Source organism: Nocardiopsis sp. FR4, assembly GCF_009830945.1.
Lineage (GTDB): Bacteria > Actinomycetota > Actinomycetes > Streptosporangiales > Streptosporangiaceae > Nocardiopsis.
On record NZ_VWVV01000003.1, the window covers coordinates 160876 to 187579 of the forward strand.

General features: G+C 72.3%; 28 protein-coding genes, 1 tRNA gene and 1 pseudogene. 19 read left to right on the top strand and 11 right to left on the bottom strand.

What is annotated here, in order from left to right; all coding sequences use genetic code 11:
- Positions 1–55 precede the first annotated feature (55 nt).
- Positions 56–1924: a glycoside hydrolase family 15 protein gene (locus tag FYW95_RS05405; RefSeq protein WP_160050053.1), complete on the top strand. Its 1869-nt coding sequence runs from the start codon at positions 56–58 to the stop codon at positions 1922–1924.
- The gene (locus FYW95_RS05410; RefSeq protein ID WP_159941688.1) at positions 1917–2444 is read left to right on the top strand and encodes a DUF1360 domain-containing protein; all 528 of its coding nucleotides are present in this window, start codon (positions 1917–1919) and stop codon (positions 2442–2444) included. The genes FYW95_RS05405 and FYW95_RS05410 overlap by 8 nt, the downstream gene beginning before the upstream one ends.
- Positions 2445–2527: 83 nt before the next feature.
- Here the strand turns inward: FYW95_RS05410 and FYW95_RS05415 are convergent, their stop codons facing one another.
- Positions 2528–2986 (bottom strand): hypothetical protein, encoded by a 459-nt coding sequence (locus FYW95_RS05415; protein WP_159941751.1) that lies wholly within the window; start codon positions 2984–2986, stop codon positions 2528–2530.
- A 218-nt stretch (positions 2987–3204) separates the two neighbouring features.
- Between FYW95_RS05415 and FYW95_RS05420 the strand changes: the two genes are divergently transcribed.
- Genes FYW95_RS05420 through FYW95_RS05435 form a run of 4 tightly spaced genes read left to right on the top strand, consistent with a single transcriptional unit; the run spans position 3205 to position 7744 of the window.
- On the top strand, positions 3205–3951 hold the full coding sequence (locus tag FYW95_RS05420; protein ID WP_159941689.1) for an alpha/beta fold hydrolase: 747 nt from the start codon (positions 3205–3207) through the stop codon (positions 3949–3951).
- 8 nt (positions 3952–3959) lie between these two features.
- A complete protein-coding gene (locus tag FYW95_RS05425; RefSeq protein ID WP_159941690.1) occupies positions 3960–5357 on the top strand; it encodes a hypothetical protein in 1398 nt (465 codons plus the stop codon).
- Between the two features lie 29 nt (positions 5358–5386).
- The gene (locus tag FYW95_RS05430) at positions 5387–6556 is read left to right on the top strand and encodes an FUSC family protein (RefSeq protein ID WP_236567681.1); all 1170 of its coding nucleotides are present in this window, start codon (positions 5387–5389) and stop codon (positions 6554–6556) included.
- Positions 6557–6601: 45 nt separating this feature from the next.
- Positions 6602–7744: a PQQ-dependent sugar dehydrogenase gene (locus tag FYW95_RS05435; RefSeq protein ID WP_159941692.1), complete on the top strand. Its 1143-nt coding sequence runs from the start codon at positions 6602–6604 to the stop codon at positions 7742–7744.
- A gap of 116 nt (positions 7745–7860) precedes the next feature.
- Here FYW95_RS05435 and FYW95_RS05440 read toward each other — a convergent pair whose 3' ends face one another.
- The 5 genes from FYW95_RS05440 to FYW95_RS05460 all read right to left on the bottom strand — a co-directional run bounded on the left by FYW95_RS05440 (position 7861) and on the right by FYW95_RS05460 (position 14262).
- A complete protein-coding gene (locus FYW95_RS05440) occupies positions 7861–10455 on the bottom strand; it encodes a glycoside hydrolase family 9 protein (protein ID WP_159941693.1) in 2595 nt (864 codons plus the stop codon).
- A gap of 159 nt (positions 10456–10614) precedes the next feature.
- The gene (locus tag FYW95_RS05445; RefSeq protein ID WP_159941694.1) at positions 10615–11361 is read right to left on the bottom strand and encodes a hypothetical protein; all 747 of its coding nucleotides are present in this window, start codon (positions 11359–11361) and stop codon (positions 10615–10617) included.
- 91 nt (positions 11362–11452) lie between these two features.
- On the bottom strand, positions 11453–12622 hold the full coding sequence (locus FYW95_RS05450) for an SDR family oxidoreductase (protein WP_159941695.1): 1170 nt from the start codon (positions 12620–12622) through the stop codon (positions 11453–11455).
- Positions 12623–12690: 68 nt separating this feature from the next.
- Positions 12691–13284, bottom strand: a complete 594-nt coding sequence (locus FYW95_RS05455) for a TetR/AcrR family transcriptional regulator (protein ID WP_159941696.1) — start codon at positions 13282–13284, stop codon at positions 12691–12693.
- Positions 13285–13335: 51 nt separating this feature from the next.
- Positions 13336–14262, bottom strand: coding sequence for an AraC family transcriptional regulator (locus FYW95_RS05460; protein WP_236567682.1), 927 nt, complete (start codon positions 14260–14262; stop codon positions 13336–13338).
- An 81-nt stretch (positions 14263–14343) separates the two neighbouring features.
- Here FYW95_RS05460 and FYW95_RS05465 point away from each other — a divergent pair, with 81 nt between their 5' ends.
- The 7 genes and pseudogenes from FYW95_RS05465 (at position 14344) to FYW95_RS05490 (ending at position 18360) form a co-directional block, all read left to right on the top strand.
- Positions 14344–14988: an NAD(P)H oxidoreductase gene (locus tag FYW95_RS05465; RefSeq protein ID WP_159941697.1), complete on the top strand. Its 645-nt coding sequence runs from the start codon at positions 14344–14346 to the stop codon at positions 14986–14988.
- Between the two features lie 263 nt (positions 14989–15251).
- Positions 15252–15392: a hypothetical protein gene (locus tag FYW95_RS28000; RefSeq protein ID WP_236567683.1), complete on the top strand. Its 141-nt coding sequence runs from the start codon at positions 15252–15254 to the stop codon at positions 15390–15392.
- A gap of 105 nt (positions 15393–15497) precedes the next feature.
- The gene (locus FYW95_RS05475; protein WP_201294707.1) at positions 15498–16187 is read left to right on the top strand and encodes an ATP synthase subunit B family protein; all 690 of its coding nucleotides are present in this window, start codon (positions 15498–15500) and stop codon (positions 16185–16187) included.
- Positions 16188–16197: 10 nt separating this feature from the next.
- Positions 16198–16608, top strand: coding sequence for a phage holin family protein (locus tag FYW95_RS05480; RefSeq protein WP_159941698.1), 411 nt, complete (start codon positions 16198–16200; stop codon positions 16606–16608).
- Positions 16584–16664: pseudogene (locus FYW95_RS28005) on the top strand (DUF3618 domain-containing protein); the annotation flags it as partial. The gene FYW95_RS05480 and the pseudogene FYW95_RS28005, both read left to right, overlap by 25 nt.
- 81 nt (positions 16665–16745) lie before the next feature.
- The gene (locus FYW95_RS05485; protein WP_236572110.1) at positions 16746–17147 is read left to right on the top strand and encodes a hypothetical protein; all 402 of its coding nucleotides are present in this window, start codon (positions 16746–16748) and stop codon (positions 17145–17147) included.
- Between the two features lie 220 nt (positions 17148–17367).
- Positions 17368–18360 (top strand): YihY/virulence factor BrkB family protein, encoded by a 993-nt coding sequence (locus FYW95_RS05490; RefSeq protein ID WP_370462366.1) that lies wholly within the window; start codon positions 17368–17370, stop codon positions 18358–18360.
- 377 nt (positions 18361–18737) lie between these two features.
- Here FYW95_RS05490 and FYW95_RS28010 read toward each other — a convergent pair whose 3' ends face one another.
- The 3 genes from FYW95_RS28010 to FYW95_RS05505 form a co-directional block, all read right to left on the bottom strand.
- Positions 18738–19301 (bottom strand): hypothetical protein, encoded by a 564-nt coding sequence (locus FYW95_RS28010; RefSeq protein WP_236567684.1) that lies wholly within the window; start codon positions 19299–19301, stop codon positions 18738–18740.
- Entirely contained in the window at positions 19298–19936 is a 639-nt protein-coding gene (locus tag FYW95_RS05500; protein ID WP_201294709.1) for a hypothetical protein, read from the bottom strand. The genes FYW95_RS28010 and FYW95_RS05500 overlap by 4 nt, the downstream gene beginning before the upstream one ends.
- 266 nt (positions 19937–20202) lie before the next feature.
- The gene (locus FYW95_RS05505) at positions 20203–20442 is read right to left on the bottom strand and encodes a substrate-binding domain-containing protein (protein WP_236567685.1); all 240 of its coding nucleotides are present in this window, start codon (positions 20440–20442) and stop codon (positions 20203–20205) included.
- On the opposite strand from FYW95_RS05505, the gene FYW95_RS28015 reads away from it, so the two are divergent.
- On the top strand, positions 20441–20989 hold the full coding sequence (locus tag FYW95_RS28015) for an N-terminal phage integrase SAM-like domain-containing protein (RefSeq protein ID WP_236567686.1): 549 nt from the start codon (positions 20441–20443) through the stop codon (positions 20987–20989). The two genes, FYW95_RS05505 and FYW95_RS28015, sit on opposite strands and share 2 nt — an antisense overlap.
- Positions 20986–21477, top strand: coding sequence for a tyrosine-type recombinase/integrase (locus tag FYW95_RS28020; RefSeq protein WP_236572059.1), 492 nt, complete (start codon positions 20986–20988; stop codon positions 21475–21477). Before FYW95_RS28015 ends, FYW95_RS28020 begins: the two co-directional genes overlap by 4 nt.
- A gap of 113 nt (positions 21478–21590) precedes the next feature.
- Here FYW95_RS28020 and FYW95_RS05515 read toward each other — a convergent pair.
- Positions 21591–21664, bottom strand: a tRNA-Gly gene (locus FYW95_RS05515).
- Between the two features lie 138 nt (positions 21665–21802).
- Between FYW95_RS05515 and dcd the strand changes: the two genes are divergently transcribed.
- The 4 genes from dcd to FYW95_RS05535 all read left to right on the top strand — a co-directional run bounded on the left by dcd (position 21803) and on the right by FYW95_RS05535 (position 25958).
- A complete protein-coding gene (gene dcd / locus FYW95_RS05520) occupies positions 21803–22378 on the top strand; it encodes a dCTP deaminase (protein ID WP_159941701.1) in 576 nt (191 codons plus the stop codon).
- 403 nt (positions 22379–22781) lie between these two features.
- A complete protein-coding gene (locus FYW95_RS05525) occupies positions 22782–23777 on the top strand; it encodes a quaternary amine ABC transporter ATP-binding protein (protein ID WP_159941753.1) in 996 nt (331 codons plus the stop codon).
- A complete protein-coding gene (locus tag FYW95_RS05530) occupies positions 23774–24991 on the top strand; it encodes an ABC transporter permease (protein ID WP_159941702.1) in 1218 nt (405 codons plus the stop codon). Before FYW95_RS05525 ends, FYW95_RS05530 begins: the two co-directional genes overlap by 4 nt.
- Before the next feature lie 40 nt (positions 24992–25031).
- Positions 25032–25958, top strand: coding sequence for a glycine betaine ABC transporter substrate-binding protein (locus FYW95_RS05535; RefSeq protein WP_159941703.1), 927 nt, complete (start codon positions 25032–25034; stop codon positions 25956–25958).
- A gap of 48 nt (positions 25959–26006) precedes the next feature.
- Here FYW95_RS05535 and FYW95_RS05540 read toward each other — a convergent pair whose 3' ends face one another.
- On the bottom strand, positions 26007–26621 hold the full coding sequence (locus FYW95_RS05540; protein ID WP_159941704.1) for a rhomboid family intramembrane serine protease: 615 nt from the start codon (positions 26619–26621) through the stop codon (positions 26007–26009).
- Positions 26622–26704: the final 83 nt, after the last annotated feature.

Sequence of the window (26704 nt, forward strand, 5' to 3'; positions counted from 1 at the left end):
TCCGGTGGGCAGTCGCTAGCGGGAGGCTTCCCCCCGACAGCACCCGGAGGGCGGATTGGGACACGACACGGCGCGGATCGGCGACCACGGCTTCCTGTCGGACTGCCACACCGCGGCGCTCACCACGCCGGAGGGCACGGTCGACTGGCTGTGCGTACCCCGGTTCGACGGCCCGGCCTTCCTCGCGGGGATCCTGGACCCGCAGGGCGGCGGGTGGACCCTGGAGGTGCGGGGCGCGCATCCCGCCGAGCGTTCCTACGTGCCGGACAGCATGGTCCTGGAGACCGTCTGGCGCGGTTCCGACGTGGAGGTGGCCGTCCGCGACCTGCTCGCCGTGGCCGGGTCCACCGGCGAGCGGGCGGGCCTGTACCGCGAGGGCCTCCTGCTGCGCGTGGTGGAGTGCCGCTCGGGAAGCGCCTCGGTGCGCTCCCGGATGGAGGCCCGTCCCGACTACGGCCGCGCGGCCCCCGTGTGGGAGTACGCGGACGGAGCCCTGCGGGAGGCCTCGGGGCCGCTGCTGTCGGGCGTGCCCGCCCCCGGTCTGGCCGAGGACGGCGTCCCCGAGTTTCGCGCGGAGCTCTCCGCGGGGGACACGGCCGTGTTCGCCCTGGACTACCTCTACGGCACCCGCCGCGTGGGGCTGGGCGAGGCGTCCGGGCTGCTGCGCCGGACCGTGGAGGTCTGGCAGGAGTGGGCCCGGCGGACCGACTACGACGGTGTCGGAGCCGCGCACGTGCGGCGCAGCGCCCTCACACTGCGCGGCCTGCTCTTCCAGGAGAGCGGCGCCCTGATCGCGGCTCCTACCGCATCGCTGCCCGAATGGCCCGGAGGGCCCAGGAACTGGGACTACCGCTACGTGTGGCACCGCGACGCCGCACTGGTGGTCCTGGCCTTCCTGCGGCTCGGACACGCCGAGGAGGCCGGAAGCTATCTGCGCTTCCTGCTCCGGATGTGCGGCGAGCCGATCACCTGGATCCCCCCGGTGCAGGCGGTCGACGAGGCCCGGCCCCCTTGGGAGGAGGTCCTGGACCACCTCGCCGGCTACGGCGGCTCGACGCCGGTACGCGTGGGCAACGACGCCTACGCCCAGCACCAGTTGGACGTGTACGGGCACATCCTGGACGCGGCGCTGTCCTACGAGATGGCCACCGGAGGGCTCCGGTACGAGGACGTCGACCAGTTGGCCTCCGTGGTCGACGCGGCGTGCAAGCTCTGGCGGGAGCCGGACTCGGGTATCTGGGAGGCCCGCTCCCGCCCCCGCCACTGGGTCCACTCCAAGGTCTACGCATGGGTGTGCCTGGAGCGGGGAATCCAGCTCGTCACCGAGCTCGGGAGGGAGGGCGACTTTCCCCTGGGCCAGTGGCGCAAGGAGATGGAGGCGGTCCGCGCGGAGGTCCTCGAACGCGGCTACGACTCCGGGCACGGGTCCTTCACACAGTCCTACTGCTCCACCAACGTGGACGGGGCGCTGCTGCGGATCCCGCTCCTGGGCTTTCTGGACGGTGACGACCCGCGGGTGCTCGCGACGCTGGACCGCGTGGACGCCGACCTGGGAGACGTGGGCGGCCTCGTCCACAGGTACGACCCCGAGCGGACCGACGACGGGATCGGCACTCCGGAGGCGGCCTTCCTCATGTGCTCCTTCGACATGGTCTCCGCCCTGGTGCTCGCCGGACGCACAGAGGAGGCCAGGGAGCGCTTCGAGGAACTGTGCGGGAGCGCGAGCGACCTCGGCCTGCTCTCCGAGGAGATGGACTCCGAGGGAAACATGCTGGGCAACTTCCCCCAGGCCTTCACCCACCTGGCGCTGATCGAGGCGGCCGTCAACCTGGAGACGGCGGCGGACCGGGAGGCGCTGCACGAGTGGGTGCGCGGCAGGTCGACGGGTTCGACGAGACGAAGGAGAGAACCAGACGATGGCTGAGGACACCACGGACGAGATCAAGGAGACCCTCCACCAGGAGGCGGAGGCCTACCGGAACGACAGCGACCAGCCCCTGGGCGGGTACACCGCGATGGCCTCGGGCTACCTGGCCCTGGTGGGGGCCGGACTCCTGGCCGCGCGCGCGTCACGGCGCGACGGTGCGTCCGCGAACGTGGGGCCGTGGGACCTGGCGCTCATGGCGCTGACCACGCACAAGCTGTCCCGGACGCTGGCCAAGGACGCGGTCACCAGCCCGCTGCGCGCGCTCTTCACCCGGTACCAGGGCGTGTCGGCACCGGCCGAACTGGCGGAGGAGGTGCGCGGCCGGGGCGGCCGCCGGGCGATCGGTGAGCTCATCACCTGCCCCTTCTGCACCGCCCAGTGGGTCGCCACCGCCTACGCCTTCGGTCTGGTCTTCGCTCCCCGGGTCACCCGGGGGGCCGGGGCGGTGTTCAGCTCCGTGGCTGTCTCCGACTGGCTCCAGCTGGCGTACGTGCGCCTGCAGAAGGCCCAGGAGTAGCGCGGGAGAAGGGGGAGGGGCGGAGGGGACTCCGTCCGGCCCCCTCCGCCCCTCGTCCGTACACCGGGACGCGCCGTTCCCGGTCAGGTCCGGTGGCGCCCGCGGCGCCTCCCCTCCTCGCCGCCCTCCTCGTGGTCCTCCGGGTCGCCGGGACCGGCCACCGCGACCTCCGGAGGAGCCCCGACGACGAGGCCGAAGACGACGTGGTCCAGCATGAGCGCCATCCGCTGCTGGGGGCGGGACCCACGGGCGTGGGCCAGCCCGAGCGCGGGTGCGAGGAGCAGTTCGAACGCACCCCAGGAGAGCACCCCGTAGACCGGTCCGGTCAGGCGCGAACTCCGCAGCCCTCGGGGGAGGAGGGCGAACGCGGCGCCCGCCACGGCCCCGTAGGACCAGTGGGCGAGCTCGATCGCCGCCTTCCTCCGGTGCTCGGGAACGCTCCCCAGGAGGGAGGGCGCGCCCTCCCTGAGGATGGCCTCGGGGGGCGTGCGCTCGACGAGGCCCAACCCGACCTCGGCCTGGCGCATACCGGTCATGGTCATAGCGCCCACAGCACCCCGGGCGAGCCCCCGGGCCCAGGGGCGCCTGGGCGGACTGTTCGGCTTCCTGCCCATGTCGTGCTCTCCCTTCGTCCCTGCCTTTCCGTCCCCCTGACCGCCGCGTGGGATCCCACACCTCCGGACCCGGTACTGGGTTGAGTCAGGGGCGCCTGGGTAGTTGTGGCGACCACGCGGAGGCGGAACGCGAGCCGGAGGGACGGATGGAACCGGAGCAGGGAACGGACCAGCTCACGCGCGGGAGCATGGCCTGGTGGAGGGTGCGGGGGCAGGGCCCGCCGCTGGTCTGCGTCCACGGCGCGGGCGTCTCCTCCCGGCAGACCCTGCCGCTGATCCGGAAGCTGGCGGGCCGGTCGGAGGCGTGGGCGGTGGACCTTCCGGGGTTCGGCGCCGCGACGGCCCCCGACCACGCGCCCACGGTTCCGGGGCTGGCGGAGGCGCTCCTGGAGTGGCTGCGCCAGCGCTGGATCGCCCGGCCCTGCCTGCTGGGCGTGTCCATGGGAGCCCAGGTGACCGCCGAGGCGGCGGTGCGCGCACCCGACGAGGTGGGCTCGCTGGTGCTGGTGGGGCCGACGGTGGACCCGCGGGGGCGCTCGCTGCCGGTCCTGGCCGAGCGTCTGCTGCGGGACAACTTCCGCGAGGGCCTGTCCGTGGCGGCCTCCTGCCTCGTGGACTACCGGGACGCCGGACCGCGCCGGGTGGTCCGGAGCTGGCTGGCCAGCCGCGACCACCGCATCGATCGGATCCTGCCCCGGGCCCGCCAGCCCGCCCTCGTCCTGCGCGGACAGCGCGACCCCCTGTGCCCCAAGCCCTGGGCCGAGGAGGCCACCCGCCTGCTGCCCCGCGGGCGGCTCGTCACCCTGCCCGGGCAGCCGCACGCGCTCACCGCGGCCGCTCCCGGACGGGTCGCCGACCTGGTGCACGACTTCGCGAAGGGGGCGGTGCTGTGAGGGGGAGGATGAGACCCCACAAGGCCGTGGCGGGCTTCGACTCCGCCACCACCATGCTCAGGGCGCTGGCCTCCTACCACGCGGGCCGGGACGTCCCGCTCACCGGGGAGGGTCCGGGCGCGCTGGAGGGGGCCGCGGACCTCCTCGCGGGCGCCGCCAACCACGCGCCGCGCTGGCTCAAGGAGCGCGTCTACGCCGCCGCGGGCTGGGCCGAGGCCGTGCCCCGGAAGAGGGTCGGCGAGATCGACTCCGACGCGCTCGCCTCCTGGATCGCCGGGCACTACCCGGACCGGCAGTCCGAGGTGGCCTTCGTGGGCTCCACCAACGGGGCCCTCACCCATCTGGCCGCCGCCCTGGAGGCGCCGTGGCTGCCGCAGACCCTGCTCATCCCGGTCCGCCGGTTCGGCGTGCCGCCCGAGGACGGTGCCGCGGACCTGCGCGAGATGCGCGCCACCGGGGAGGAGCTGGTGCGGGCCAACCCGGACTGGCGGCTGCACCACATGCACGACCCCAACCAGGACCGGCTCATGGTCGCGGGCATGTGCTACTTCCGGGTCAAGTGGCTGCGCCTGCCCGAGGCCTACCGCCGCTTCCTGCGCTCGCGGCTGGCGCCCGGCGGCACGCTCGTGGTGCCGGACTGCGCGATGCGCTGGCCCACCACGCGCGTCTCGGACCGCTACGTCTTCCAGCACGGGGGCTTCGGCGGGGCGGAACCGGAGGAGCTGCGGCACGGCGGCGAGCGCGTGCGCGAGTTCCTGCGCGCCTACGGCTCGGACTACACGCGCTTCGTCGGGCCGGAGCCGGACGGCGACAGCCCCGAGGCGGAGTGGGGGTTCGCCCCCGAGCTCATGGACGACCTGCGCGCGCTCGCCGAGGAGGAGGGCTGGACGCTGCGGCGACTGCGCTACGCCGAACCGGAGTCGCCCAGCCCGGCCGTCGCCGACCTGTACCGGGACTGGTACCGGCGCCGGGGGCTGTCGCCGGACCGGCTTCTGGTGGAGTCCTTCATGCTCGTCGAGCCCTACTGGGCGCTGCGCACCGGCTCGGTGCCCTTCTGGACCGTGTTCAACAAGGAGCCCTCGCTCCGGAACCTGGAGGAGTACCTGGACCGGGTGTCCGACTACGAGGAGATCCGGCTCGCGCTGTTCTCCCACGGGGTGGAGTCGGTGGGTCTGGCCCGGGCCCAGGAGTGGGCGCGCGTGCTGGACCGGGCCACCAAGGTGGGGTCGTTCGTGGGCACCGACCCGTCGGTCTTCCCGCGCGACTTCGCGGTCCTGGCCCGGTTCCACCGCGAGCTGACCCGGGTGCGCGGGAGGCAGCCCATGCCGCCCCCGATGCGGTGGTCGGAGGCCGCCGCGTTCCTGGCGGAGGCCGACGGCGTCGAGGTGCTCAAGGAGCGGGACTGAAGAGGCGAGAGCGTCCGGGGGATCAGGTGGTGAGGGAGTGGCTGCGGGAGAACGCGGAGCAGTGGTGTGGTCGGCTGAGTCGGGTCGTGCGGCGGCGGGGGCGCGAACGCGAGACCGCCGTCATCATCGTCAAGTGCGTGATCGCCTCGACCGCGGCCTGGGCCGTGGGCGCTCTTCTGGTGGACTCCCCCCAGGTGGGCTTCGCCCCCTTCTCCGCCCTGCTCATGGTGCGACCCAGCGTGTACGGCTCGGTGCTCCAGGCCGCGCGCTACGTTCCCGCGGTCTTCGTCGGGGCCCTGATCGCCGGGGTGTCGGGGCTGCCCCTACCGCTGGACCTGTGGGTGTTCGCCCTGGCCGTGCTGGTCGCGATGGTGCTGGGGCAGCTCCCGGTCTTCGGTGAACAGGGACAGCAGATCCCCGTCGTGGCCTCGTTCGCGCTCGCCGGGGGTACCGCGGACAACCTCACCAACCTGGGAACCCTGCTGCTCATGGTCCTGGTGGGGGCCGTCTCCGCGGTCCTGACGAACATGGTCTTCGCTCCCGCCATCCGCTTCCGCGACGCGGAGAACGCCGTGCTGGACTTCGCCGACTCCCTGGCCCACCTCGCGCGCCAGATGGCCGACGGGTTCCGCGAGGGGAGGCGGGGGCTCCACAGCATCGGCTACTGGAGGCAGAACGCCGACGGCTTCGACGACACCGCCCGCAACGCCCGCGAGTCGGTCTCCGAGCAGGAGTACCGGATGCGCATGAACCCGAGGCGGCTGCTCGACGACTCTCCGGTGCCGGGCGCACCGGTGGCCTACCGCGACTGGATCACCGCGCTGAGCCGGGCCTCCTGGCACCTGCAGTCCCTGACCCGCACCCTGTCCTCCGCCCGCAGCTCCAACTCCCGCTTCCCCGAACCGAGCGACGACTTCCTGCGGGACTTCGCCCCGCTCCTGGACGCCTCGGCCGACGCCCTGGAGACCGTCCGCCAGACCGAGGAACCCGCGAGGGAGACCTTCTCCGCCGACCTGAGCGCCTGCCTGGAGGAGGGGTTCCACCGGATCTCCCGGGCCAGGGAGCGCATCGACGAGTACGGGGGCGGCGAACTGTGGTCGGTGCACAGCGCCATGCTCACCGACCTGGCCCGCCTTTTCGAGGAGCTGTACGCGGGGCACGAGGACACCGAGTGGAATGAGCGCGACAGCACCGCGTGAGGACGCCCCGAACAGGACGGCAAGACGCGGTACGAAGGAGGGAACATGCCTGTTCCAGGAACCCGCCGGTCCCGGACGCGCGCGGTCTTCGCGTTCGGTGCCCTGCTGCTGGCCGCGGGGTGCGGTTCCGCGTCGGAGGGGGGTGGCGGCGGTTACACGGCGAACCCGGGCGCCTCGCCCGGCGCGACCGAGGATGAGGGCCCGGCCTCGCTCGACCCCGGTCAGCCCGGGGACGTGGCCACGGGGCTGGAGGTGCCGTGGGGGCTGGCCTTCCTGCCCGACGGCTCGGCCCTGGTCACCCAGCGCGACACGGCCGACGTCGTGCGGGTGGCGCCGGACGGCGCCACCACGGAGGTCGGCACCGTCGCAGGGGTCTCGTCGGAGGGCGAGGGCGGTCTGATGGGGCTGGCCGTGCACCCGGACTTCCCCGGTGAACCGTACGTGTACGCCTACCACACCACCGGATCCGACAACCGGATCGTCCGGATGGAGTACGACGAGGGGGAGAACAGCCTGGGGGAGCCCGAGGTCCTCCTCGACGGCATCCCCGCCGCCTCCAGGCACGACGGCGGCCGGATCGCCTTCGGCCCCGACGGCCTGCTGTACGCGGGCACCGGGGACGCCGCGCACCCGGACCTGGCCCAGGACACCGACTCCCTCGCGGGCAAGGTGCTGCGGATGACCCCCGGGGGGGACCCGGCGCCGGACAACCCCTTCGGCAACCACGTCTACAGCTACGGGCACCGCAACGTGCAGGGCCTGGCCTGGGACGGGGAGGGCAACCTCTACGCCAGCGAGTTCGGGTCCGACGAACGCGACGAGGTCAACCTCATCGAGGCGGGGGAGAACTACGGGTGGCCCGAGGTCGAGGGCTCCGGCGGCGGGGACGAGTACGCCGACCCGCTGGTGGAGTGGAGCCCGGCGGAGGCCTCGCCCAGCGGCGCCGCCGTGGCGGGCGGCTCCCTGTGGGTGGCCGCGCTGCGCGGTGAGCGCCTGTGGGAGGTGCCCCTCTCCGGCGGCGGTGAGGTGGGCGAGCCGGTGGCGCACTTCCAGGGGGAGTACGGCCGTCTGCGCACGGTGGTGGCCGCTCCGGACGGCGGGGAGCTGTGGCTGACCACCAGCAACCGCGACGACCTGGGGTCCCCGGAGGCCGACGACGACCGCGTGCTGCGGGTGCCGCTGGAGTAGCCCGGCGGTGCCGGGGGCCCGCGCCGACGGTGGCGGGCGGGGCCCCGCGCTCTCCTGCGGGGCCCCGCCCTGTTTCCCGGGAGGGGTTCGGAAGCGGCGGCGTCCGCCGCGCCGGGTCAGCCGCAGACGGCTCCGTTGAGGGTGAACCTCTCCGGTGCGGCGTTGGCGGTACCGGCGGGGAACGTGCCGATGAAGCCGAAGGTCGCCTTCCCGCCGGGGGCGATCCTCGCGTTCCAGCCGGCGTCGTCCGCGGTCACGGCGCGGCCGGACTGGGTGAGCTCACCGCTCCAGTGGCGGTCCAGGGACTGCGCCCCGGGGAAGGACCACGCCAGGTTCCAGCCCTGGACGGGCTCGTCCCCGGTGTTGCGGACGGTGACCTGGGTGTTGAAGCGGTCGGTCCACCCACCGTGCACCACGTAGTCGACCTCGCAGGAGGCCGCGGCCGGGGCGGAGGCGTCGCCCTGGTCGGCCACGAAGGCGGACACCCAGGCCAGCGTGGAGTTCCAGTTGATGGTCAGCTCGTTGGTCGCCCACGAGTCGATGTGGTCGATGTAGCAGAACTGGGGGGCGCATCCGGCCAGGTTGGCCTGGGCCACGGGGTCCCAGGTGCCGGTGTCGGAGTTGGGCCCGCCGGACAGGGTGCCCGCGGGCGGGTTGGGCAGGTCCGGGTCGAGCTGGTTGGCGTACCAGCGGCTGTGCTGGTTGACCGCGTCGTTGGTGCCGTACCCGGTCACGTAGGACTGGTCGAGGGCGTTGCGGCCCAGGACGTAGTCCATGCCCTCCAGCACGGCGTCGCGGAAGCGGGCCTCGCCGGTGAGGTCGTACGCGGTGGCGACCACCACCAGGTTGTTGAGCACGAGGTTGTTGGAGCCCCAGGCGAAGACGCCGCCGTCGGGGGCGTAGGACAGCCCGTAGGGGTGCTCCCCGACGTTGGCCAGGTACTGCTCGGCCCCCTCGACCACCGAGGCGCGGACCTCGTCGCGGTCGGGCAGGCCGTTGGGCAGGGCGGCCAGCTGGAGGCGGCCCAGCGGGGCGGTCCAGCGCCAGTCGAACCCGGAGGCGGTGAAGACGTCCCCGGTGTGCATCGGCGAGGAGGTCACCGCCTCCTCGTAGGCGTCGTCCCCGGTGGCCAGGTACAGCTCGGCGGCCGCCCAGTAGAACTCGTCGGCCAGGGTGTCGTCGCCGTAGGGGCCGCCGCCCTCGCCGCCCTCGGCCGCGTACAGCTCGGGGTTGGCCACGGCGGCCTCCCACGCGGTTTCGGCGGCCGACAGGCACTCGTCGGCGAAGCCGGCGTCGTAGGGGGCGAACACCCGGGAGCACTGGGCCGCGGTCGCGGCCAGGTTCAGCGTGGCCGCCGTCGAGGGCGGGTGCAGGTAGCGGGGCTGGGGGTCGTCGGCGGGCATGAGGGGCAGGCCGGTCCAGCGCTCGTCGTGGACCTTGTGGTGCGCCATCCCCGCGAGCTCCTCGCCCTCGGGCACCCGCATGGACAGCAGGAACTCCATCTCCCAGCGGGCCTCGTCCAGCACGTCCGGTACGCCGTTGTCCCGCTCCGGGACCGCCAGGGACGAGTCCGAGACGCGGTCCGTGTCCCCGGTGGGCGCGGTGTGCGCGCGCTCGTAGACGCTCATCAGCTGGTGAACGGAGATGCCGCCGTTGACCACGTACTTGCCGTGGTCGCCCGCGTCGTACCAGCCGCCGGACACGTCCAGGGCGTAGTCGCACGGGGCGGAGGGGTGGCAGGTGACCTCGGTGTCGCCCTGGTTGGGCGCGACCCCGACGTGCCCGGCCTCGCGGCCGTAGCCGGGGGCGATCTCGTCGAGGATCTCGATGCCGCTGCGCTGGGTGTAGTAGAACTCCAGGGCGTCGGTGGCCAGCTCCGCGTAGGGGTCGGCGCTGATGGCGAAGGGGTGGCTGGTCTCCCCGTCGGCGGTCAGCGTGTAGCCCCGGCCCCGCTGGGTGACGCCCCCGAAGTCCACGGTGTGCACGTTCTGGCCGGAGGACTCGTCCAGGCCGTGCGGGACGGTGCTGCCCGTGGCCACGACCGCGCCGTCGGCGTCGGCCAGCTCCCAGGGCAGGGGTTCCTCGGCGTCGGTGACCACGGTGGCGTTCTTGGGGCCGTGGGGGAGGTAGCCCACCTGGTTGACCCGCACCCGGGGGCCGGTGTCGGGCTGGTAGACCGGGGGCTCGGCGCCGCCCAGCAGCGACACGTCGTCCAGGCAGAGGGTCCAGTCCTCGGCCGCGCCGCCGATCTGGAAGGCGACCTGGGCGTCGTCCATGTCGGCCGACGCGGTGAAGACGTACTCGTAGGAGGAGGTGTCGGCGGTGAGCACCGGCCGCTCGTCCAGCTGGGTCCGCCAGGGGTCGACGGGTTCCTGGACCAGGGCGCGGACGGGGCGTCCGGCGCCGGAGGCGGTGAAGGAGAAGGCGTAGGACTCCCCGGCCACCAGGGGGACGTCGTTCTGCCCGATGATCTGGTCCCAGGGGTCGCTGGTGCCGCCGGGAACGTCCACGCACAGGACGCCGTCGTCGTTGACGGCCAGGTCCAGTCCCGCGCTGGCCCACCAGCCGGTGGTGCCGTCGGAGAAGTCGCCGTTGGTGATCTGTTCCACGGGCTCGTCGTCGGCCTGTACGGGGGAGGCCGCGATAAGACTCGCGCCGAGCGCGGCCGCGGCGCCGAGCGCCGTCGCCGTTGTCCTGCGTGCCGGGTTCACGGGGGTCCTTCCGCTGGGGGGTGAGCGGACGGAAGCGCTGGGAGCGCTCCCAAAAGTATGACCATTGTTGTGTCGGCCATCACATATGTCAACGGGGGTAACAGAAGTGGTTCACGGGGGCGAACGCGCCCGGCCCCGGGCCGGGCGCGGCCGGGCTCACTACGCGAGCAGGCCCCGCGTGATGACCTCCTCGGCCAGGAGGCGGCGCACCTCGTCGGCGTCCCCGGCGTGCCCCGGGTGGCCGGTGGCGGCGCGCAGCTCGGCGCGGACCGTCTCCACCACGGCGTCACCGCGCAGCACCTCGGCCACCGGGGCCGCCTCGACCGCCTCGCGCCAGCGGCGCAGCGCGTCCAGGCGGCCGTGCTCGATCGCCTCGCGGGTGATGTGGAACAGGGCGTCGATGTTGCGGTGGTAGGCCTCGGGGTCCGTGAGGTCGGCGCTGATCACCTCCACCGGACGGTTGCCGCCGTCGCCGTCGGGCCGCAGGTGGTAGACGCGCCAGAGGCGGCCGTTGGTGAGGACCACCCACTCGGCGCCCTTTTCCGCGGCCAGGCGCCGGGCCATCTGGATGTTGCGCTGGTCCAGGTCCTGGCCGACCCGCCGCACCTCCACGGGGGCGAACAGCTCGCCCTCCAGCACCAGCGCGTAGTCGATGGAGTCGCCGCTGGTGCGGTACTCGGTGGTCATGTCCTGGTACTTGCTGAAGTTGAGCCCGACGCTGAAGAAGTCGGCGACGAGCATCCGGGTGTCGCCGTCGTTGGCGTCGCGCTCGATGAGGTCGTTCAGCGGACCGGAGAGGCGGTCGACCGCCGCGGCCACGCGCCCGTGGACCGCGGTGTCCCAGCTCAGGGTGGTGCTGGTGAACTCGCCGGTCCTGGCCATGACCTGGGTCTCTTCAGCGTCCATCAACGTCCGTTCCCGTGTGTGTCGAAAGCCCCGCCGCACGGCTTTCTCCGGAACCGGGGAGCACGCGGGCGGGGAGAGTCCGGCCACGATGCTACAGCTCACCAGGGGTGCGGGCGCCGCCAGGATCCCCTGCCACCGCGCCCTTCCGGGAGCCGGGAGCCCCACGGGAGGGCCGGTCCCCGTCGGCGCTCCCGGCCGGCGGGTTCCCGAAGCCCTCGGCCACCAGCCGGTCGGCCCAGCGGGTCAGGGAGGGCCACACCGGGGGGTGGGCCAGTCCGGCCGCGCGTGCGAGGGCGTCGGCCGACGCGGTGTCGTAGCGCTCCTCGGTGAGGAAGGCCAGGGTCTCCGGTTCGACCCGGGTCAGCGCGCGGGGCAGCAGGCGCAGCAGCCCCACGGGCACGGAGCCGCGCGGCGGGCGCACCCCCAGGTGGTCGGCGAGGCCGCGCAGGAGCGCGTGCAGGGCGGGGGTGGATTCGTCGAGCACCCAGTGGGCGCGGGTGTCCCCGGTGTCGTGTTCGGGTACCGCGGCCATGAACCGGGCGAGGTGGTCGACGGTGACCACCGGAACGAAGGTCGCGGCGCTGCCGGGCAGGAGGGGCAGCCGACCGTGCCACAGGTCACGTACGGTCTCGGCCAGGCCGATGTACTGCCCGGCCTCACCCGTCGCGGAGTCCCCGATGACCGACCCGGGGTTGACGACGGTCAGCGGCAGGCCCTCGCGGTCGGCGAGGTCCCGGACCGCCGCGTCGGCCTCGCTCTTGGAGGACTCGTAGGCGCCGTGTGCGCGGTAGAGCCGCGCCAGCTCGGCCTGTGAGGGGCGGGCGGCCAGGAGCCCGCCCGCCCGGTAGCCGGTCACGTGCACCAGGCGGCGGAGCCCGGGGCGGCGGGCGGCCCAGGCGGCGGCGTGCAGGGCTCCGTCGACGTTGGCGGCCCGGGCCCTCTCGCGGCTCGTTCCGAAGCGGAACAGCGCGGCGCAGTTGTAGACGTCGCGGACCTCCGCCAGGGCCCGGGCGTCGCTCCCGGAGAGGCCGAGGTCGGGGCGGGTGACATCGACGCCGACGGTGGTGAGCCGCTCGGTGGGGACGCCGTGCGCCCGCAGCCAGGCCAGGAGCTCCTCGCGGCGCGGTCCGCCGCGGGTGGCGGCGGCCACGGGCCGCCCGCCGCGGAGCAGTTCGGCCAGGAGCCAGCGGCCGACGAACCCGGTCGAGCCGAGGACGAGCGCCTGCGGGGGCGGCGGTGTCGGAACCTGTCGGTTCGGCATGTGTATTCCTTTTATAGATCGGTCTACATATTTTTTGCCCAGGCGGAGGCCCCGCCGGGCGTGCGGGATCAGCCCGCTTCCGGCGGGCGGGCCTCTCCCAGCAGGCGCGTGACGGTGTTCCGGGCGTGGTCGAGGGGGGCGCGGTCGCGGGTCGCACGGGCGAGGAGCAGCGCCCCCTCCAGGAGGGAGAGCGCGGCCCAGGCGTCGGCGCCGGCCGCCTCCGGGGTGCGCCCCTCGGCCGCCAGGCGTTCCGCGAGCGTGCGGTGCCAGGAGGCGTACGCCCTCCGGCAGGCGGCGTACACCGTGTCGTTGGTGGCCGCGGCGTCCAGCGCGGTGGCGGCCACGGGGCACCCCCGGGTGAAGTCCGACGCCTCCATCCTGTTCGCGAAGAGGTCGATCACCCCCTGGACGAGGCCGACCGCGTCCGCCGCCCCGGCGGAGATCTCCCGGGCCAGGGCGTCGATCTCGGCGCCCGCCGCCTCTAGGGCCGCCGTGACGAGTTCGTCCTTGCCGCCGGGGAAGTGGAAGTAGAGCGAGCCGCGGGGCGCCCCGCTGGCGGCCAGCACCTGGTTGAGGCCCGTTCCGGAGTACCCGTGGACTTCGAGCAGTTCGCGCGCGCCGTCGAGAATCCGCGCCCTGGTCGCGGCACCCTTGGTTCCCATGAAAAAACAGTAAACCGGTCTGCATATTTTTACAAGACCGTCTCGGGGCGGTCATCCCCTCCCGGAACGGAACTCCCGAGGGCTCATCCCCCGCCATCGTTTGAAAGCCGTGCTGAAGGCGGCCGGATCGGCGTAGCCGACGCTCCCGGCCACCTGGGCCACGCTCAGGTCCGGATCGGCCAGGAGTTCCTCGGCGGTGTGCATGCGCCAGTCGGTGAGGTAGGTCAGGGGAGGCTGCCCCATGACCTCGGTGAAGCGCTTGGCGAGGAGCGACCGCGACACCCTCGCCCTGGCGGCCAGGGAGCTCACCGTCCACGTGTGGCCGGGGCGCTCGTGGATGGCTTCGAGCGCGGGACCGGTCACCGGGTCCATGGCGCCTCGGTACCACGTCGGGGCGTCGTCGCCCCGGCGGTCGAACCAGCAGCCCAAGGTGCAGACCAGGCCCCAGTCCAGGATGCGGTCGATCAGGGCCTGGCTGCCCGGCAGGTGCCACCGCGACAGGGTGTCCCTGGCCGCGTTGAGCCAGAGGACGTCGTCGGACTCCTCGCGCAGTACCAGCGCGGGCGGCAGGGTACGCACCAGGCGCTCGTGGCGGCCGCGCGTCGTCCGATAGGCGCCCACGACCAGGGCCGTGGAACCCTCGGAGGCGCTTTCCCAGCGGTCGTCAGGCTCCCAGCCGTGCGGATCCGCCGTTCCCAGGCAGGCGATCTCGCCGGTACGGCGCGGGCCCCGGGAGGCGTCGGCTCCGTCGGTCAGGTGGAAGGTTTCGGGGCCTCGCACAAGCGCGGTGTCGCCCGCCGCGATCTCCAGAGCGGTGCCGTCGGCCAGGAGTACCGAGCCGCCGCCGCGGACCACGGTCAGCATGGTCAGCGGCGCGCCTCCGGTGAAGTGGAGCGTCCACGGCGCTTCCAGCGAGGTGCGGCTCACGACGGCTCCCTCGGATCGGATGCCGCCGAGCATGTCACTCAGGGGGTCCATGCGGACGAGCGTAGACGGATACCAAGAAAACGCGGATTCTCGACCATGGACCGTCCACGGCCGCTGGTCTGTACTGGGTTCATGAACTCCGAGAACACCGTTGGGCAGTCTCCCGCGGCGCACGGCGGCACCGCCCTGGTCGTCGTCTCCCACCACCGTCCGGACTCGCTGACCGCGGCCGTGGCCGGACGGGCCGCGAGCCGCCTGGAGGCGGCCGGATACTCCGTCGACCTCCTGGACCTGCACGCCGAGGGCTTCGACCCGCGCAACCGGGTGGCCGACGAGCCCGACTACGGAAACCGCGACAAGACCTACTCCGACGAGGTACACGCGCACTTTCGCCGGGTCCGCGCCGCCGACGTCATCGTCCCCGTCTTCCCCGTGTGGTGGTTCGGGCTCCCCGCCCTGTTGAAGGGCTGGTTCGACCGGGTGTGGAACTACGGTCTCGCGTACGGGCGCAGCAGGTCGCCGATGGCGGAGAAGCGGATGCTGTGGCTGGGCCTGGCCGGAATCCCCGCGCACGACCCCAACGCCGACCTGGTGCGCGGACTGTTCGACGGACCGCTGCGCCGGGGCACCTCGGAGTACTGCGGTGTCTCCGACGTCCGCACCGCCGTGCTGTTCGACAGCGAGGGCGAGGACCTCTCCGGCGGGGCCCGGGACCGCCACTACCGAGAGCTCTTCTCCGAGGCCGAGGCGGCGGTCGACAAGCTCGTCGCGGGGTGAGCGGCGCCGCGGTGCGCCCCGGCCGCTCCTCCGGGAGCGGCCAGGAGATGTGACGAGAGCCGTGACCCGGACCACGCGGGGTCGCGAGGGCAGGGGAGGGAGCCGCGCCACCGGACTGGCGCGGTTCCGTCTTCCCCGGATCCGGGCCGGGGTGGTCGCCGACTACGCGCTGATCGCCGTCCGGTACCGGGACGCGCGCCTTCCGGCGCGACTCCCGGCTCTGGTCCGACCGGACGGAGGGGCGGGTTCCCGGCGACGCCCCGGTGGCCGCCGTGATGGCCTACCGGCCCAAGCTGCTCCTCGCCGACGACGAGCCCGCGCCGCCCATCCACGGGAACCAGGTGGAACTGGTGCCGTCCGGTGGCGCCCTCCGCCGCGCCGCGGCGCGTTCGACACGCTGCTGACCAGCGGATTTTGCGGATATATCCCGCAATCGATGTATGGCCGTGCGCGCTCGGGGTAGGCGCGGTTCCAACCGAGTAGACAACCGGCTTCGAGGAGGCTTGGTGATGCACTCGAACGAGGGAACGGGCGGACCCGGGAAGGCTGAACAGCTGACCAGAAGCGCCCGAGAGGCGGCCGGAGAGGTCGCGTCCACGGCCGGAGAGCAGGCACGCTCCCTCGCCGGCGAGGCCCGTTCGGAAGCCGCACACGTCGCGGAGGACGTCCAGTCGCGGCTGCGGGAGGAGGCCAGGGAACAGACCCGGCGCACCTCGCAGAACCTACGCGAGTGGTCCGACGAGCTTTCGTCCATGGCGGACCAGGGGTCTCCCGGTTCGCCGGTGGGCGACGTCGTGCGCCAGGTGGCCCAGGGCGGGCAGAGCGCCGCCGACTTCCTGGATGAGCGGGGAATCGAGGGCCTGGTCGAGGAGACCAAGGAGTTCGCCCGACGCAGGCCGGTGGCCTTCCTGGCCGGTGCCGTGCTCGCCGGGTTCGTGGTCGGGCGCGCGATCAAGGCGTCGTCGGCCGTCTCCGACCAGACCGGGAACGGTCAGCCCGAGGCGCTCGGACCCGATGAGCGGACGCCGATGCCGCGTCAGGGCGACACCGCGACCGACGACGTGGCCGCGCGGTTCCACCGCCCGGAGATGTCCCGTCCCGAGGCGAGCGGGTACGAGTCGCCCGGATACGGCACGCCGCTGTCGAACGATCCCACACCGCCGCCCGCCGACCCCGGTACGCCGGGGCGGCCGTACTGAGGGAGGCCACATGGCGACAGCTCCGGAGAGACCGACGCGCGGGGAGGACCGCTCCTTCTCCGAACTGCTGGGTGAGGTGACCGGCGACCTCCAGACACTGTTCCGGCAGGAGATCGCCCTGGCCAAGGCCGAGCTCCGCGAAGAGGGGGTCAAGGCCGGGAAGGCCGCGGGCCTGCTCAGCGGGGCCGGACTCGCCGCCTACACGGCGGTGCTGCTGCTCAGCCTCGCCGTCGTGTTCGGGCTGGCGGAACTCATCGGCCCGGCCTGGGCCGCGCTGCTCGTGGCCCTGCTGTGGGCCATCGCCGCCGCGGTCCTGTTCTCCTCGGGCCGCAAGCGGATGCGCGAGGTCTCGCCCAAACCCGAACGCACCATAGAGACGCTGAAGGAGGATGTCCAATGGGCGAAACACCCGACCAGATAAGGCAGGACATCGACCGGACCCGCACCGAGTTGGTCCACGACACCGACCGACTCGTGGACCGAGCCCGCCCCGGCAGCATCGCGCATCGGGGCACCCGGCGGGTCCGGGACAGGGGCCGTCGGCTGAGGGAGCGGGTCATGGGTGTCACACACTCGCGCGGGGAGATGTCCGGGCAGGTCCGGCACACCGCTGACATGGCCAGGTCGGTGCCGGAGCGGGCCGTGCGCCAGACCCAGGGCAGCCCCATCGCCGCCGGGCTGATCGCCTTCGGCGCCGGTCTGCTGGCCGCCTCGGTCATCTCCGAGAGCCGTGCCGAGCAGAGGGCCGCCCAGCGCGTGAGCGAACGCGCCGGAGAGGCGATGGAACCGGTCCGGCGTGCGATGGCGGAGTCCGCCGGCCACGTGAAGGAACAGGCGGCGGAGTCCGCGCGGTCCGCGGGCGAACACCTCAAGGGCAGTGCCACCGAGGCCGCGCAGACCACCGGTGAGCACGCCCGGCACGAGGCCAAGTCGGCCGCCGACGAGATGCGCGGTTCCTGATCCCGCCATGCGTTTCCACCGGTTCGCGCCGGTCCGTCACCGCTGAGCCGGTGGCGGACCGGCATGTGAGAGGGCGGGAACCGACGACCGTCCGGCTCCCGCCCGCCGCCCGGTCCGCCCCGGGGAGAAGCCAGGGAAGGAGCAGACGATGGTGGAACGTGACCCCGGCAGAGCGCGTGAGCGGGGCTCGACCCGTGAGGAGGCCGACGCACCGACCGACATGCCCGCCACCTCCTGGTGGGCCTCCCTGCGCCGGGCCGTGAAGGAGTTCCGGTCCGACGGTCTGGCCGACCTCTCCGCCGGCCTCACCTACTACGCGATCCTGTCCGTCTTCCCGGCGCTCTTCGTGCTGGTGTCCCTGCTCGGCCTCGCGGGCCCCCAGGCGACGCGGTTCCTGACCGAGAACGTCGCGGGGACGATGCCCGCCGACATCGGCGGGCTCCTGACGACGGCGATCCAGAACCTGCAGGGCAACCAGGCGGCGGCCGGGATCTTCGGTCTGGTCAGCCTCGCGGTGGCCCTGTGGTCGGCCTCCGGCTACGTCGCGGCCTTCATGCGCGCCTCCAACGTCGTCTACGACGTTCCCGAGGGTCGGCCCATCTGGAAGACGCTGCCCATCCGGGTCGGCGTCACCCTGCTGATGGTCGTGCTGCTGAGCCTGACGGTGGTCGGCGTCATCCTCACGGGCGGCGTGGCGGAGTGGCTCGGGAACCTGCTGGGACTCGGGCCGATCGTGGTGACGGTCTGGGACATCGCCAAGTGGCCGGTGCTGCTGTTCATGGTGGTGTTCATGATCGCGCTCCTGTACTGGGCCTCGCCCAACGCCAGGCGAGGGTTCCGGTGGGTCAGCCCCGGGAGCGTCCTGGCGATCGTGCTGTGGATGCTCGCCTCCGCCGCCTTCGCCCTCTACGTCGCCAACTTCGCCTCCTACGGCAGAACCTACGGCAGCTTGGCGACGGTGGTCATCTTCCTCGTGTGGCTGTGGATCACCAACATCGCGATCCTGTTCGGCGAGGAGCTCAACGCCGAGATCGAGCGCGGACGCGCCATCTCCGGCGGGCTCCCCGAGGACGAGGAGCCCTACGTCGAGTTGCGCGACGAGCCCAAGGAGAGGCAGGGGAGCCACAAGGAGGAGCGCGGGCGCGAGGGGAGCGTGCCGCGTCAGGGGAACCGCGAGGAGGAGGGGCAGCACCGGGGGCAGCACCGCTACTGAGCTCCTCGCGGCCGGTACCGGGGTTCTCGGCGGGTCCCCGGTGCGGAAGACGTCTTCCGCACCGGGGACCCCGTCGTGTCCGGGTCGCCTGGGCGCGTCCCGGGAGGGGCGGTCCCGGGCGGCGGGGGAGGAACAGCCGTGCGGGGAAGGCCCCGGGGTGCGGCCGGTGACCCGGAAGGGGGCGGCCCGCTGTCCGAGAGGGGCCGCGGCCTGGGAGCCGCCGGGAGCGCGTGGGGATCGTCGGGCACATGAGGGGGTCCGCGTACGTGCGGGGGTCCGGGTACAGGCGAGGGCCCGGGGCGGCTGTCGCGCCGCCCCGGGCCCCGGTTCCGCATCTTCCGGGTCCGGTCCGAGAGGGCCGCCCCCGCCGAGGGCGGTCAGGCGCTGGCGAGCAGGCGCTCCACGAAGGAGCGGTAGTCGCGCAGGGCCACCCGGAGCGACTCGGTGTCGGCGGTGTCCGCCGCGCCCGCGCCGCTCCACGAGGAGCGCAGCACCGAGCGCCGCGCCTCGATCTCCGAGACCACGGCCGCCGCGACCTCCTCGGCCAGGGTGTCCGCCTCCCGCACGGCCCGCGCGGGGTCGTCGACGAACCCGCCCTGCACCGTGGTCCAGCGTTCGCGGACCTCACCGGGGTCCACGCCGCGCGGCCGCGGGCTCCACTCCTGGCCGCCGGAGCGGCCGGTGTCGGACCCGGCCTGGCGCGGCACGGAGCCGCGGCCGGTCCCGCCCGCCGCGGCCCGGCGCTCGGCCTCACGGCGGTCGTCCGCGACCACCGTGTCGTCGCCCGCGGACCCGCCGGGGGCGTCGGCCACCTCGGCGTCGACCGCCACCGGTCCCGGCGCGGTCGCTCCGGTCGTTCCCGCGTCCTCATAGCCGTCACGCGCGTGCGCGCTCCGGCCCGTTCGGTGTTCGGGGGTTCCCATGTCGTCCGATCTGGTCATCGGGCCTCCTCCGTTCCGTTGCCCGGAGAGGACCGTCGTGCCGGGTCCGAAGTGGTGGCGCCGACCTTCGGCAGACCGCCCACGAGGGCGTCCACCAGGCCGCGGTAGGCCACCAGTTCCTCACGCATGTGCTCGGTTCCGCTCGGGTCCGCGGCGGGTCTGGCGGCCTGCGCGCGGCGGTACCGGGCGACCGCGCGGGGGTGCTCCACCGACAGTTCCCTGACCCGCTGCTCGAAGGCCTGGTCGGGGTCGCCGGTGGTGCGGACCTCGGGGTAACCGAGGTCCGCCATGGCGGACTCCACCACGCGGCGCGCGTTCCTGATGGCGCGGACGGGGTCGTCCACGAACTCCTGCTGGACCGAGGACCACGCCACCGAGTGTGCCTCCCGCTCCCGGGAGGTGAGCTCGCGGAGCCTCAGGTTGTCGTGTCGGCGGAGCCGCTCGGACAGGTCGCGTTCCGCGGCGCCCTTGTCGCCGTGCACTTCCACGGCGTGGTCGTACTCCGGCCCGAACCGCTTCTTGAGCTGTGCGGTGCGCCGAGCCGGACGGCGCGAGGAGAACACGGCGAACGCGATCACGGCGGCGATGACGACGACCGCCACTACTACGGCGATGATGATGGTTGTGGTATCCACGGGGGGCACCTCCTGTTGGCCCCCACTGCCCCGGAGTTGCGCCCCGAAACGCTCTCGTGGTAGGGCCGCCGCTTCCGGCCCCGTCCGCGAGGTGCTCCGGGCCCGTCGCGCCTCGTTCGCAGCTCACGCACAGGGGCTCGCGGCCGCGTGTGAGGCTGGCTTCCCACGCTTCCGGTGCCGCTCCGCGAACGCCGCCCGTCCGCAGGTCCAGTCGGCCGGGGGAGACGGTGTCCACCGTGCGCCAGCCCCGATGTGAGCGGACGGCACTACCGGTGCCAGGGCCCAGGCCCGGTGGACTCACGCCACAGGATCCGGTTGAGCGGTGTGCGCGAGGTCGCGGGCTCGGTGCCGCGGACCGCGGCGACCAGGCGATCCATGGCGCCGCCGCCCAGCCGCTCCAGGTCCACGTCGACCGTGGTCAGGGAGGGGGAGAGGTAGGCGCCCACCGGGTTGTTGTCCCATCCCGTCACGCTGAGGTCGCCCGGCACGCTCCAGCCGCGGTCCATGGCCGCACGCACCCAGCGCTGGCTGACGCTCAAGGAGGCGGAGATCGCACAGGGGGACTGGTTCGCCCCCGAGGCCGGTGCCCTGCCCTTCGGTGAGTACGCGGCCGAGTGGATCGAGCACCGTGACCTGACGCGCAAGACCCGGCGCACCTATGAGGACCTGCTCCGCCTCCACCTGGCTCCGACGTTCGGCACCATGCTCCTGAGCGAGATCAAGGAGGCCGACATCCGCCGCTGGCGCTCCTCCCGGCTCCGGCGCAAGAGGGGAAAGGCCCAGGTGCCCAAGGCGTACCGGCTCATGCGGGCGGTACTGAACACCGCCGTCAAGGACAGGCTGATCCGCGAGAATCCCTGCCAGATCGACGGCGCGGGCTTGGAGGAGACCGAGGAACGCCCGGTGCTGTCGGTGGCCGAGGTCTTCGAGCTGGCCGAGGCGATCAAACCGCGGTACCGGGCGCTGGTGCTGCTGGCGACGTTCGGCAGTCTGCGATGGGGAGAGCTGGCGGGCCGCGCCGCCGACACCCCGATCTGGACAGGCGGACTGTGACCGTGCGCGAGACGGTCTCGGACGTGGGAGGGCTCTACAGGGGCAGGCCCAAGTCCCGGGCGGGCCACCGGACGGTGTCCCTTCCTGAACTGGTCGTTCCGGACCTGCGCCGCCACCTGGACGAGTACTCGGCACCCGAGCCGGACGGGTTCGTGTTCGTCGGCGTACGCGGCAACCAGCTCCGACGGGGCAACTTCACGAAGTACTGGGCCGACGCCTGCGCGGCCGTGGGCCTGGAGGACGTCCACCTCCACGACCTTCGGCACACCGGCAACACCTACGCGGCCGAGGCCGGTGCCTCCGTGCGTGAACTCATGCGGCGGATGGGGCACTCCAGTGCCCGCGCGGCGATGATCTACCTCCACGCGCGCGACGAACGCGAACGTGAGATCGCGGACCGTCTGGGGGAGAGGGTGGCCGAGGAGCTGAGGGCGAACCGGGCCGAGGGGGACGGGGACGAACCGTCCTCCACAGGTGCCCGTCGCTGAGGTCGGCGTCCGCGCGTGTGGCACGTATGTGGCACGGACCTCGGCCCAGACCCCCGGAAAGCAGTGCGGCCAGGTGTTCGGAAAACCCCGAACGACCTGGCCGTCTGTGTGTCTGGAGCGGATGACGGGAATCGAACCCGCGTTATCAGCTTGGGAAGCTGAAGTTCTACCATTGAACTACATCCGCGTGGCACCGCCGGGAGTACCGGCTGGCGACGCATGTCATCCTAGCCCAACTCCGGGTCCCGTGGGCAAGTCGGCGCGGAGCTCCGCACCCCAGGGGCGCCCGACTACCGTGCGTTGCCCCAGGCGGTAGGTTCGGAGCGTGCTGCTCTCCGATCGCGATATCAGGTCCGAAATCGACGCCGGGCGGGTCCGGATCGACCCCTTCGACCCCGGCCTCGTCCAACCCTCCAGCATCGACGTACGGCTGGACCGCTTCTTCCGGGTGTTCGAGAACCACAAGTACCCGCACATCGACCCCTCGGCCGAACAGCCGGACCTCACCCGGCTGGTCGAGACCGACGGCGAGGAGGCCTTCATCCTCCACCCGGGCGAGTTCGTGCTGGCGTCGACCTACGAGGTCGTCAGCCTTCCCGACGACATCGCCAGCAGACTGGAGGGCAAGAGCTCCCTGGGGCGCCTGGGGCTGCTCACCCACTCCACCGCGGGGTTCATCGACCCCGGCTTCTCCGGGCACGTGACCCTGGAGCTGTCCAACGTGGCCACTCTGCCGATCAAGCTCTACCCGGGCATGAAGATCGGCCAGCTGTGCATGTTCCGCCTCTCCTCGCCCGCCGAGCACCCCTACGGTTCGGCCGGGTACGGCTCCCGCTACCAGGGCCAGCGCGGACCGACCCCCTCCAGGTCGCACCAGAACTTCACCCGCGCCCGGATCTAGGGCTACGGTACGGTCATGGACTGCCACGTTCCGTCGTCTGACCTGGGCTTCTTCTGAGTGTGGCCAAGGTCACGTTTGAAAAGACAGTGGTATAGATCACATATCGCTGTCCGCGGGGGCCGACATCCGCCGTCATAGGTCGACGGACCGTTTTTACACGGTTTAAACATGTTATTTGTCGGTGATCTACCGATCTGACCTGTGTGTACACGCCTCGGTAAGGTTGCGCCCCGACGTGAACCAGGTAGCGGTTCGGCCTCGTGAAGGGGCGCGTACGGGGGCTCTGCGCAAGCCGACTACCTGTGACAACCGCGGGTCGGCGATGGGGCGGACTGCGCCCCGCCGCGCCACGCGGCCGGGACAGCCCCACGAGGAGACCGTGCCAGCAGTACGCGCAGACCACTTGTACAAGGTGTTCGGCAGACAGTCCAGGGCCGCCGTCGAGCGGCTCTCGGACGGCAGCCACCGTGACACCATCGCCGACCTCGACGTGACGGCCGCCGTCATCGACGTCTCCTTCGAGGTCGAACCGGGCGAGATCTTCGTCGTCATGGGCCTGTCCGGATCGGGGAAGTCCACCCTGATCCGGATGCTCAACGGCCTGCTGGAACCCACCGCGGGGACGGTCGAGATCGACGGCGTGGACCTCACCGGACTCGGCAGGAAGGACCTCCTGAAGCTGCGGGGCGAGAAGATCAGCATGGTCTTCCAGCACTTCGCGCTGCTGCCCCACCGCACGGTCCTGGACAACGCCGCCTACGGCCTGGAGCTGCGCGGCATGCCGCGCGCGGAGCGCCACGCCAAGGCCCGCGAGACCCTGGAGCTGGTGGGCCTGGCCGGCTGGGAGGACAAGTTCCCGCACCAGTTGTCCGGCGGAATGCAGCAGCGCGTCGGCCTGGCCAGGGCCCTGGCCGCCGACACCGACATCATCCTCATGGACGAGGCCTTCAGCGCCCTGGACCCGCTGATCCGCCGGGACATGCAGACCCAGCTGCTGGAGCTCCAGGCGAGCCTGGGCAAGACCATCGTCTTCATCACGCACGACCTCAACGAGGCCATGCGCATCGGCGACCGGATCTGCGTGCTCCGCGACGGCCGCGTCGCCCAGGTCGGCACCGCCCAGGAGATCCTCGGGCGGCCCGCCAACGACTACGTCGAGCGGTTCATCGAGGACGTCGACCGCACCCGGGTGCTCACGGCGGCCTCGGCCATCGACCCTGAGGCCCCCGCGGACTCCTCGGCGCCCGAGGTCGGCGCCGACACCCCGGTCGCCGACCTGTACGCCAGCGCCGCCGCCTCCGACCGCCTCCGGGTGGTCGCCGAGGACGGCAGCGTCCTGGGCGCGGTGACGCGCGAGTCGGTGCTCGCCGCGCTCGCGACCGGAAGGGAGACGTCGTGAACCCCGTCGACTTCCCGCCGAGCCTGCCCGTCGGCGAGGGCTTCGAGGCCTTCAACACGTGGCTCAAGAACAGCTTCGGTCCCGTCTTCGACGCCATCGGCGGGTTCGTCCGCTGGGCCGTGGGCTCCCTGGCCGGGTTCTTCACCGATCCTGCGGCGGGCCAGCTCGCCTTCGTGGCCGCGGTGATCCTCGCGGTCCCGCTGCTGCGCACCCGCCGACTGCCGCTGGCGGTCGTCGTCGCGGCGGTCTCGGCGCTGTACGTCCTGCACGCGCAGTTCGCCTTCGGGAACACCGTCGTCAACAGCCTGCCGCCGCAGCTCTTCCTGTGGGCGATGGACCTGTTCGACCAGCGGTACGTGGACGCCTACTTCTGCATCTCGCTGCTCTTCCTGGCGGCCGTCACGGTGCTGGGCGCGCTCGACCGGGGCACCCGTGTGCGGACCGGCGTCGTCGCGGGAGGCTGGCTGGTCGCGGTGCTGCTCGGCTGGCTGGTTTTCCCGGCCCTGGTCACCGAGCCCAAGTCGCTGCTGATGATCCTGCTGATGAGCCTGCTGGCCCTGTCCGTGGCCGGGTGGCGGATGGGCCTGTTCGGCCTGCTCGCGCTCACCCTGGTGGCCTCGGTCGGCCAGTGGACCAACGCCATGGACACGCTCGGCCTCGTGCTGGTGGCCAGCGCCATCGCGGTGGTCATCGCGATCCCGATCGGCGTCCTGGCCGCCTACAGCGACCCGGTCAGCAAGATCGTCAAGCCGGTCCTGGACCTGATGCAGACGCTGCCCGCGTTCGTCTACCTGATCCCGGCGATCTTCTTCTTCTCCATCGGCGCCGTTCCCGGCGTGGTCGCCACCATAGTGTTCGCGATGCCGCCCGGCGTGCGCCTGACCGAGCTGGGCATCCGCCAGATCGACCGGGAGCTGGTCGAGGCGGGTGAGTCCTTCGGCGCCTCCAACCGCAGGATCCTCACCGGTATCCAGCTGCCGCTGGCACTGCCGACCATCATGGCCGGGGTCAACCAGGTCATCATGCTCGGCCTGTCGATGGTCGTCATCGCGGGCATGGTCGGCGCCGGAGGCCTGGGCAGCGAGGTCTACCAGGGCATCACCCGCAACGACGGCGCTCTCGGCTTCGAGGCCGGCATCTCCGTCGTCGTCCTGGCCATCTTCCTGGACCGCCTCACCGCCGCCGTCACCCGCAACAGCCCGCGGGCCGCCTGAACCCCGCACACCGAAGTTCCCCGAGGGAAGGAATCCCCAGATGTACAGCCGCAAGCGCATGGCGTCCCTCAGCGCAGCCGGTATGAGCGCCGCACTCCTCCTGACCGCCTGTGGCGGCGGCGAGGACCTCACCGGTCCCGCGGACGGCGGCGAGGACGCCAAGGAGGTCAACATCGCGCTGATCGCCTGGGAGGAGGCGATCGCCACCACGAACATGTGGAAGGTCATCCTGGAGGAGAAGGGCTACGACGTCACCGTCACCGACGTCGACGTCGCCCCCATGTACCAGGGCGCCGCCAATGGCGACGTGGACCTGTTCCTCGACACCTGGCTCCCCGTCACCCACGCCGACTACTGGGAGGACTACGGGGACCAGCTGGAGGACCTCGGCTCCTGGTACGACAACGCCAAGCTGACCATCACCGTGCCCTCCTACATGGAGGACGTGAACAGCATCGCCGACCTGGCCGACCACGCGGAGGAGCTGGACGGCCGCATCGTGGGCATCGACCCGGGCGCGGGCCTGACCCGGGTGACCCGGGAGGAGGCGATGCCGGGCTACGGGCTGGACGGCGACTTCGAGCTGGTCGAGTCCTCCACCGCGGCGATGCTCGCCGAGCTGGACTCCGCGATCGCCGACGAGGAGCCCATCGTGGTCACCCTGTGGCGTCCGCACCCGGCCTACGCCAAGCACGACCTGAAGGACCTGGAGGACCCCGAGGGCCTCATGGGCGACGCCGAGAGTGTCCACGCCGTCGGCCGGTCGGGCTTCACCGAGGACTTCCCGGAGCTGGCGGGCTGGCTCGGGGACTTCGAGATGACCGACGACGAGCTGGCCACCCTCGAGTCGATGACCCTGGACGAGTACGAGGGCGAGCCCGAGGAGGGCGCCCGCGTCTGGCTGTCGGAGAACCCCGAGTTCCTGGAGCGCGTCCTGGGCGAGGACGCCGAGGGCCTGGAGTTCTAGCGCGAACGCCGACGGGCCGCTCCCGCGGGAGCGGCCCGTCCGTGTGTCTCAGGGGGCGTAGTAACCGCCCTGCGCGCCTCCGTAGCCCTGGTTGAGCTGCCGGCTGCGCTCGCGTCTGGGGAGCAGGTAGGCGGCGAGCAGGCCGCCGACGAAGCCGAACAGGTGCGCCTGCCACGAGACGCCCGGGTACTGCGGCAGCACGCCCCAGATCATCGTCCCGTAGAAGAGGACCACGCAGATCATGATGACGATGTCGACGGTCTTGCGCTCGATGATGCCGCGCAGGACCGTGTAGCCGAAGTAGCCGAAGACCAGACCGCTGGCGCCCACCGTGAGCGAGAACGGCGCGCTGAACAGCCACACGCCCACACCGCTGACGAGGATGACGATCAGGGTGGTGAGCAGGAACCGTCCCAGACCGCTGAAGGCGACGAGCGAGCCCAGCACCAGGAACGGCAGCGAGTTGCCGATGAGGTGTTCCAGGTTGCCGTGCATGAAGGGCGCGGTGAACACGGTCCAGGGGCCCTGGAAGTCCCAGGCCCGCAGGCCGAACCGCTGGTCGAGTGTCCCGAAGAGCAGGAAGCTGTCGAGGATCTCGAAGACCCACATGGCCGCGAGCATCCCCGCTACGGTCAGGATGGCGGTGATTCTGGACTGCTTCACCCCATCGAGGGTAGAGGACACGGCCTTGCGACGGTATGTCCGTGAGGCGCGTGGGAGGTAATTGTCGTGTGTGCCCAGAGTTG

Bases quoted from the DNA above. Each gene is read 5' to 3' on its own strand.
- FYW95_RS05480 (WP_159941698.1), top strand. From the start codon at position 16,198: ATGGCGACAGCTCCGGAGAGACCGACGCGCGGGGAGGACCGCTCCTTC.
- FYW95_RS05425 (WP_159941690.1), top strand. From the start codon at position 3,960: ATGAGACCCCACAAGGCCGTGGCGGGCTTCGACTCCGCCACCACCATG.
- FYW95_RS05535 (WP_159941703.1), top strand. From the start codon at position 25,032: ATGTACAGCCGCAAGCGCATGGCGTCCCTCAGCGCAGCCGGTATGAGC.
- FYW95_RS05465 (WP_159941697.1), top strand. From the start codon at position 14,344: ATGAACTCCGAGAACACCGTTGGGCAGTCTCCCGCGGCGCACGGCGGC.
- FYW95_RS05435 (WP_159941692.1), top strand. From the start codon at position 6,602: ATGCCTGTTCCAGGAACCCGCCGGTCCCGGACGCGCGCGGTCTTCGCG.
- FYW95_RS28010 (WP_236567684.1), bottom strand. From the start codon at position 19,301: ATGACCAGATCGGACGACATGGGAACCCCCGAACACCGAACGGGCCGG.
- FYW95_RS05420 (WP_159941689.1), top strand. From the start codon at position 3,205: ATGGAACCGGAGCAGGGAACGGACCAGCTCACGCGCGGGAGCATGGCC.
- FYW95_RS05460 (WP_236567682.1), bottom strand. From the start codon at position 14,262: ATGGACCCCCTGAGTGACATGCTCGGCGGCATCCGATCCGAGGGAGCC.
- FYW95_RS05490 (WP_370462366.1), top strand. From the start codon at position 17,368: ATGCCCGCCACCTCCTGGTGGGCCTCCCTGCGCCGGGCCGTGAAGGAG.
- FYW95_RS05415 (WP_159941751.1), bottom strand. From the start codon at position 2,986: ATGACCATGACCGGTATGCGCCAGGCCGAGGTCGGGTTGGGCCTCGTC.
- FYW95_RS05475 (WP_201294707.1), top strand. From the start codon at position 15,498: ATGCACTCGAACGAGGGAACGGGCGGACCCGGGAAGGCTGAACAGCTG.
- FYW95_RS05455 (WP_159941696.1), bottom strand. From the start codon at position 13,284: ATGGGAACCAAGGGTGCCGCGACCAGGGCGCGGATTCTCGACGGCGCG.
- FYW95_RS05505 (WP_236567685.1), bottom strand. From the start codon at position 20,442: ATGGACCGCGGCTGGAGCGTGCCGGGCGACCTCAGCGTGACGGGATGG.
- FYW95_RS05485 (WP_236572110.1), top strand. From the start codon at position 16,746: ATGGGTGTCACACACTCGCGCGGGGAGATGTCCGGGCAGGTCCGGCAC.
- FYW95_RS05450 (WP_159941695.1), bottom strand. From the start codon at position 12,622: ATGCCGAACCGACAGGTTCCGACACCGCCGCCCCCGCAGGCGCTCGTC.
- FYW95_RS05410 (WP_159941688.1), top strand. From the start codon at position 1,917: ATGGCTGAGGACACCACGGACGAGATCAAGGAGACCCTCCACCAGGAG.
- FYW95_RS28015 (WP_236567686.1), top strand. From the start codon at position 20,441: ATGGCCGCACGCACCCAGCGCTGGCTGACGCTCAAGGAGGCGGAGATC.
- FYW95_RS05445 (WP_159941694.1), bottom strand. From the start codon at position 11,361: ATGGACGCTGAAGAGACCCAGGTCATGGCCAGGACCGGCGAGTTCACC.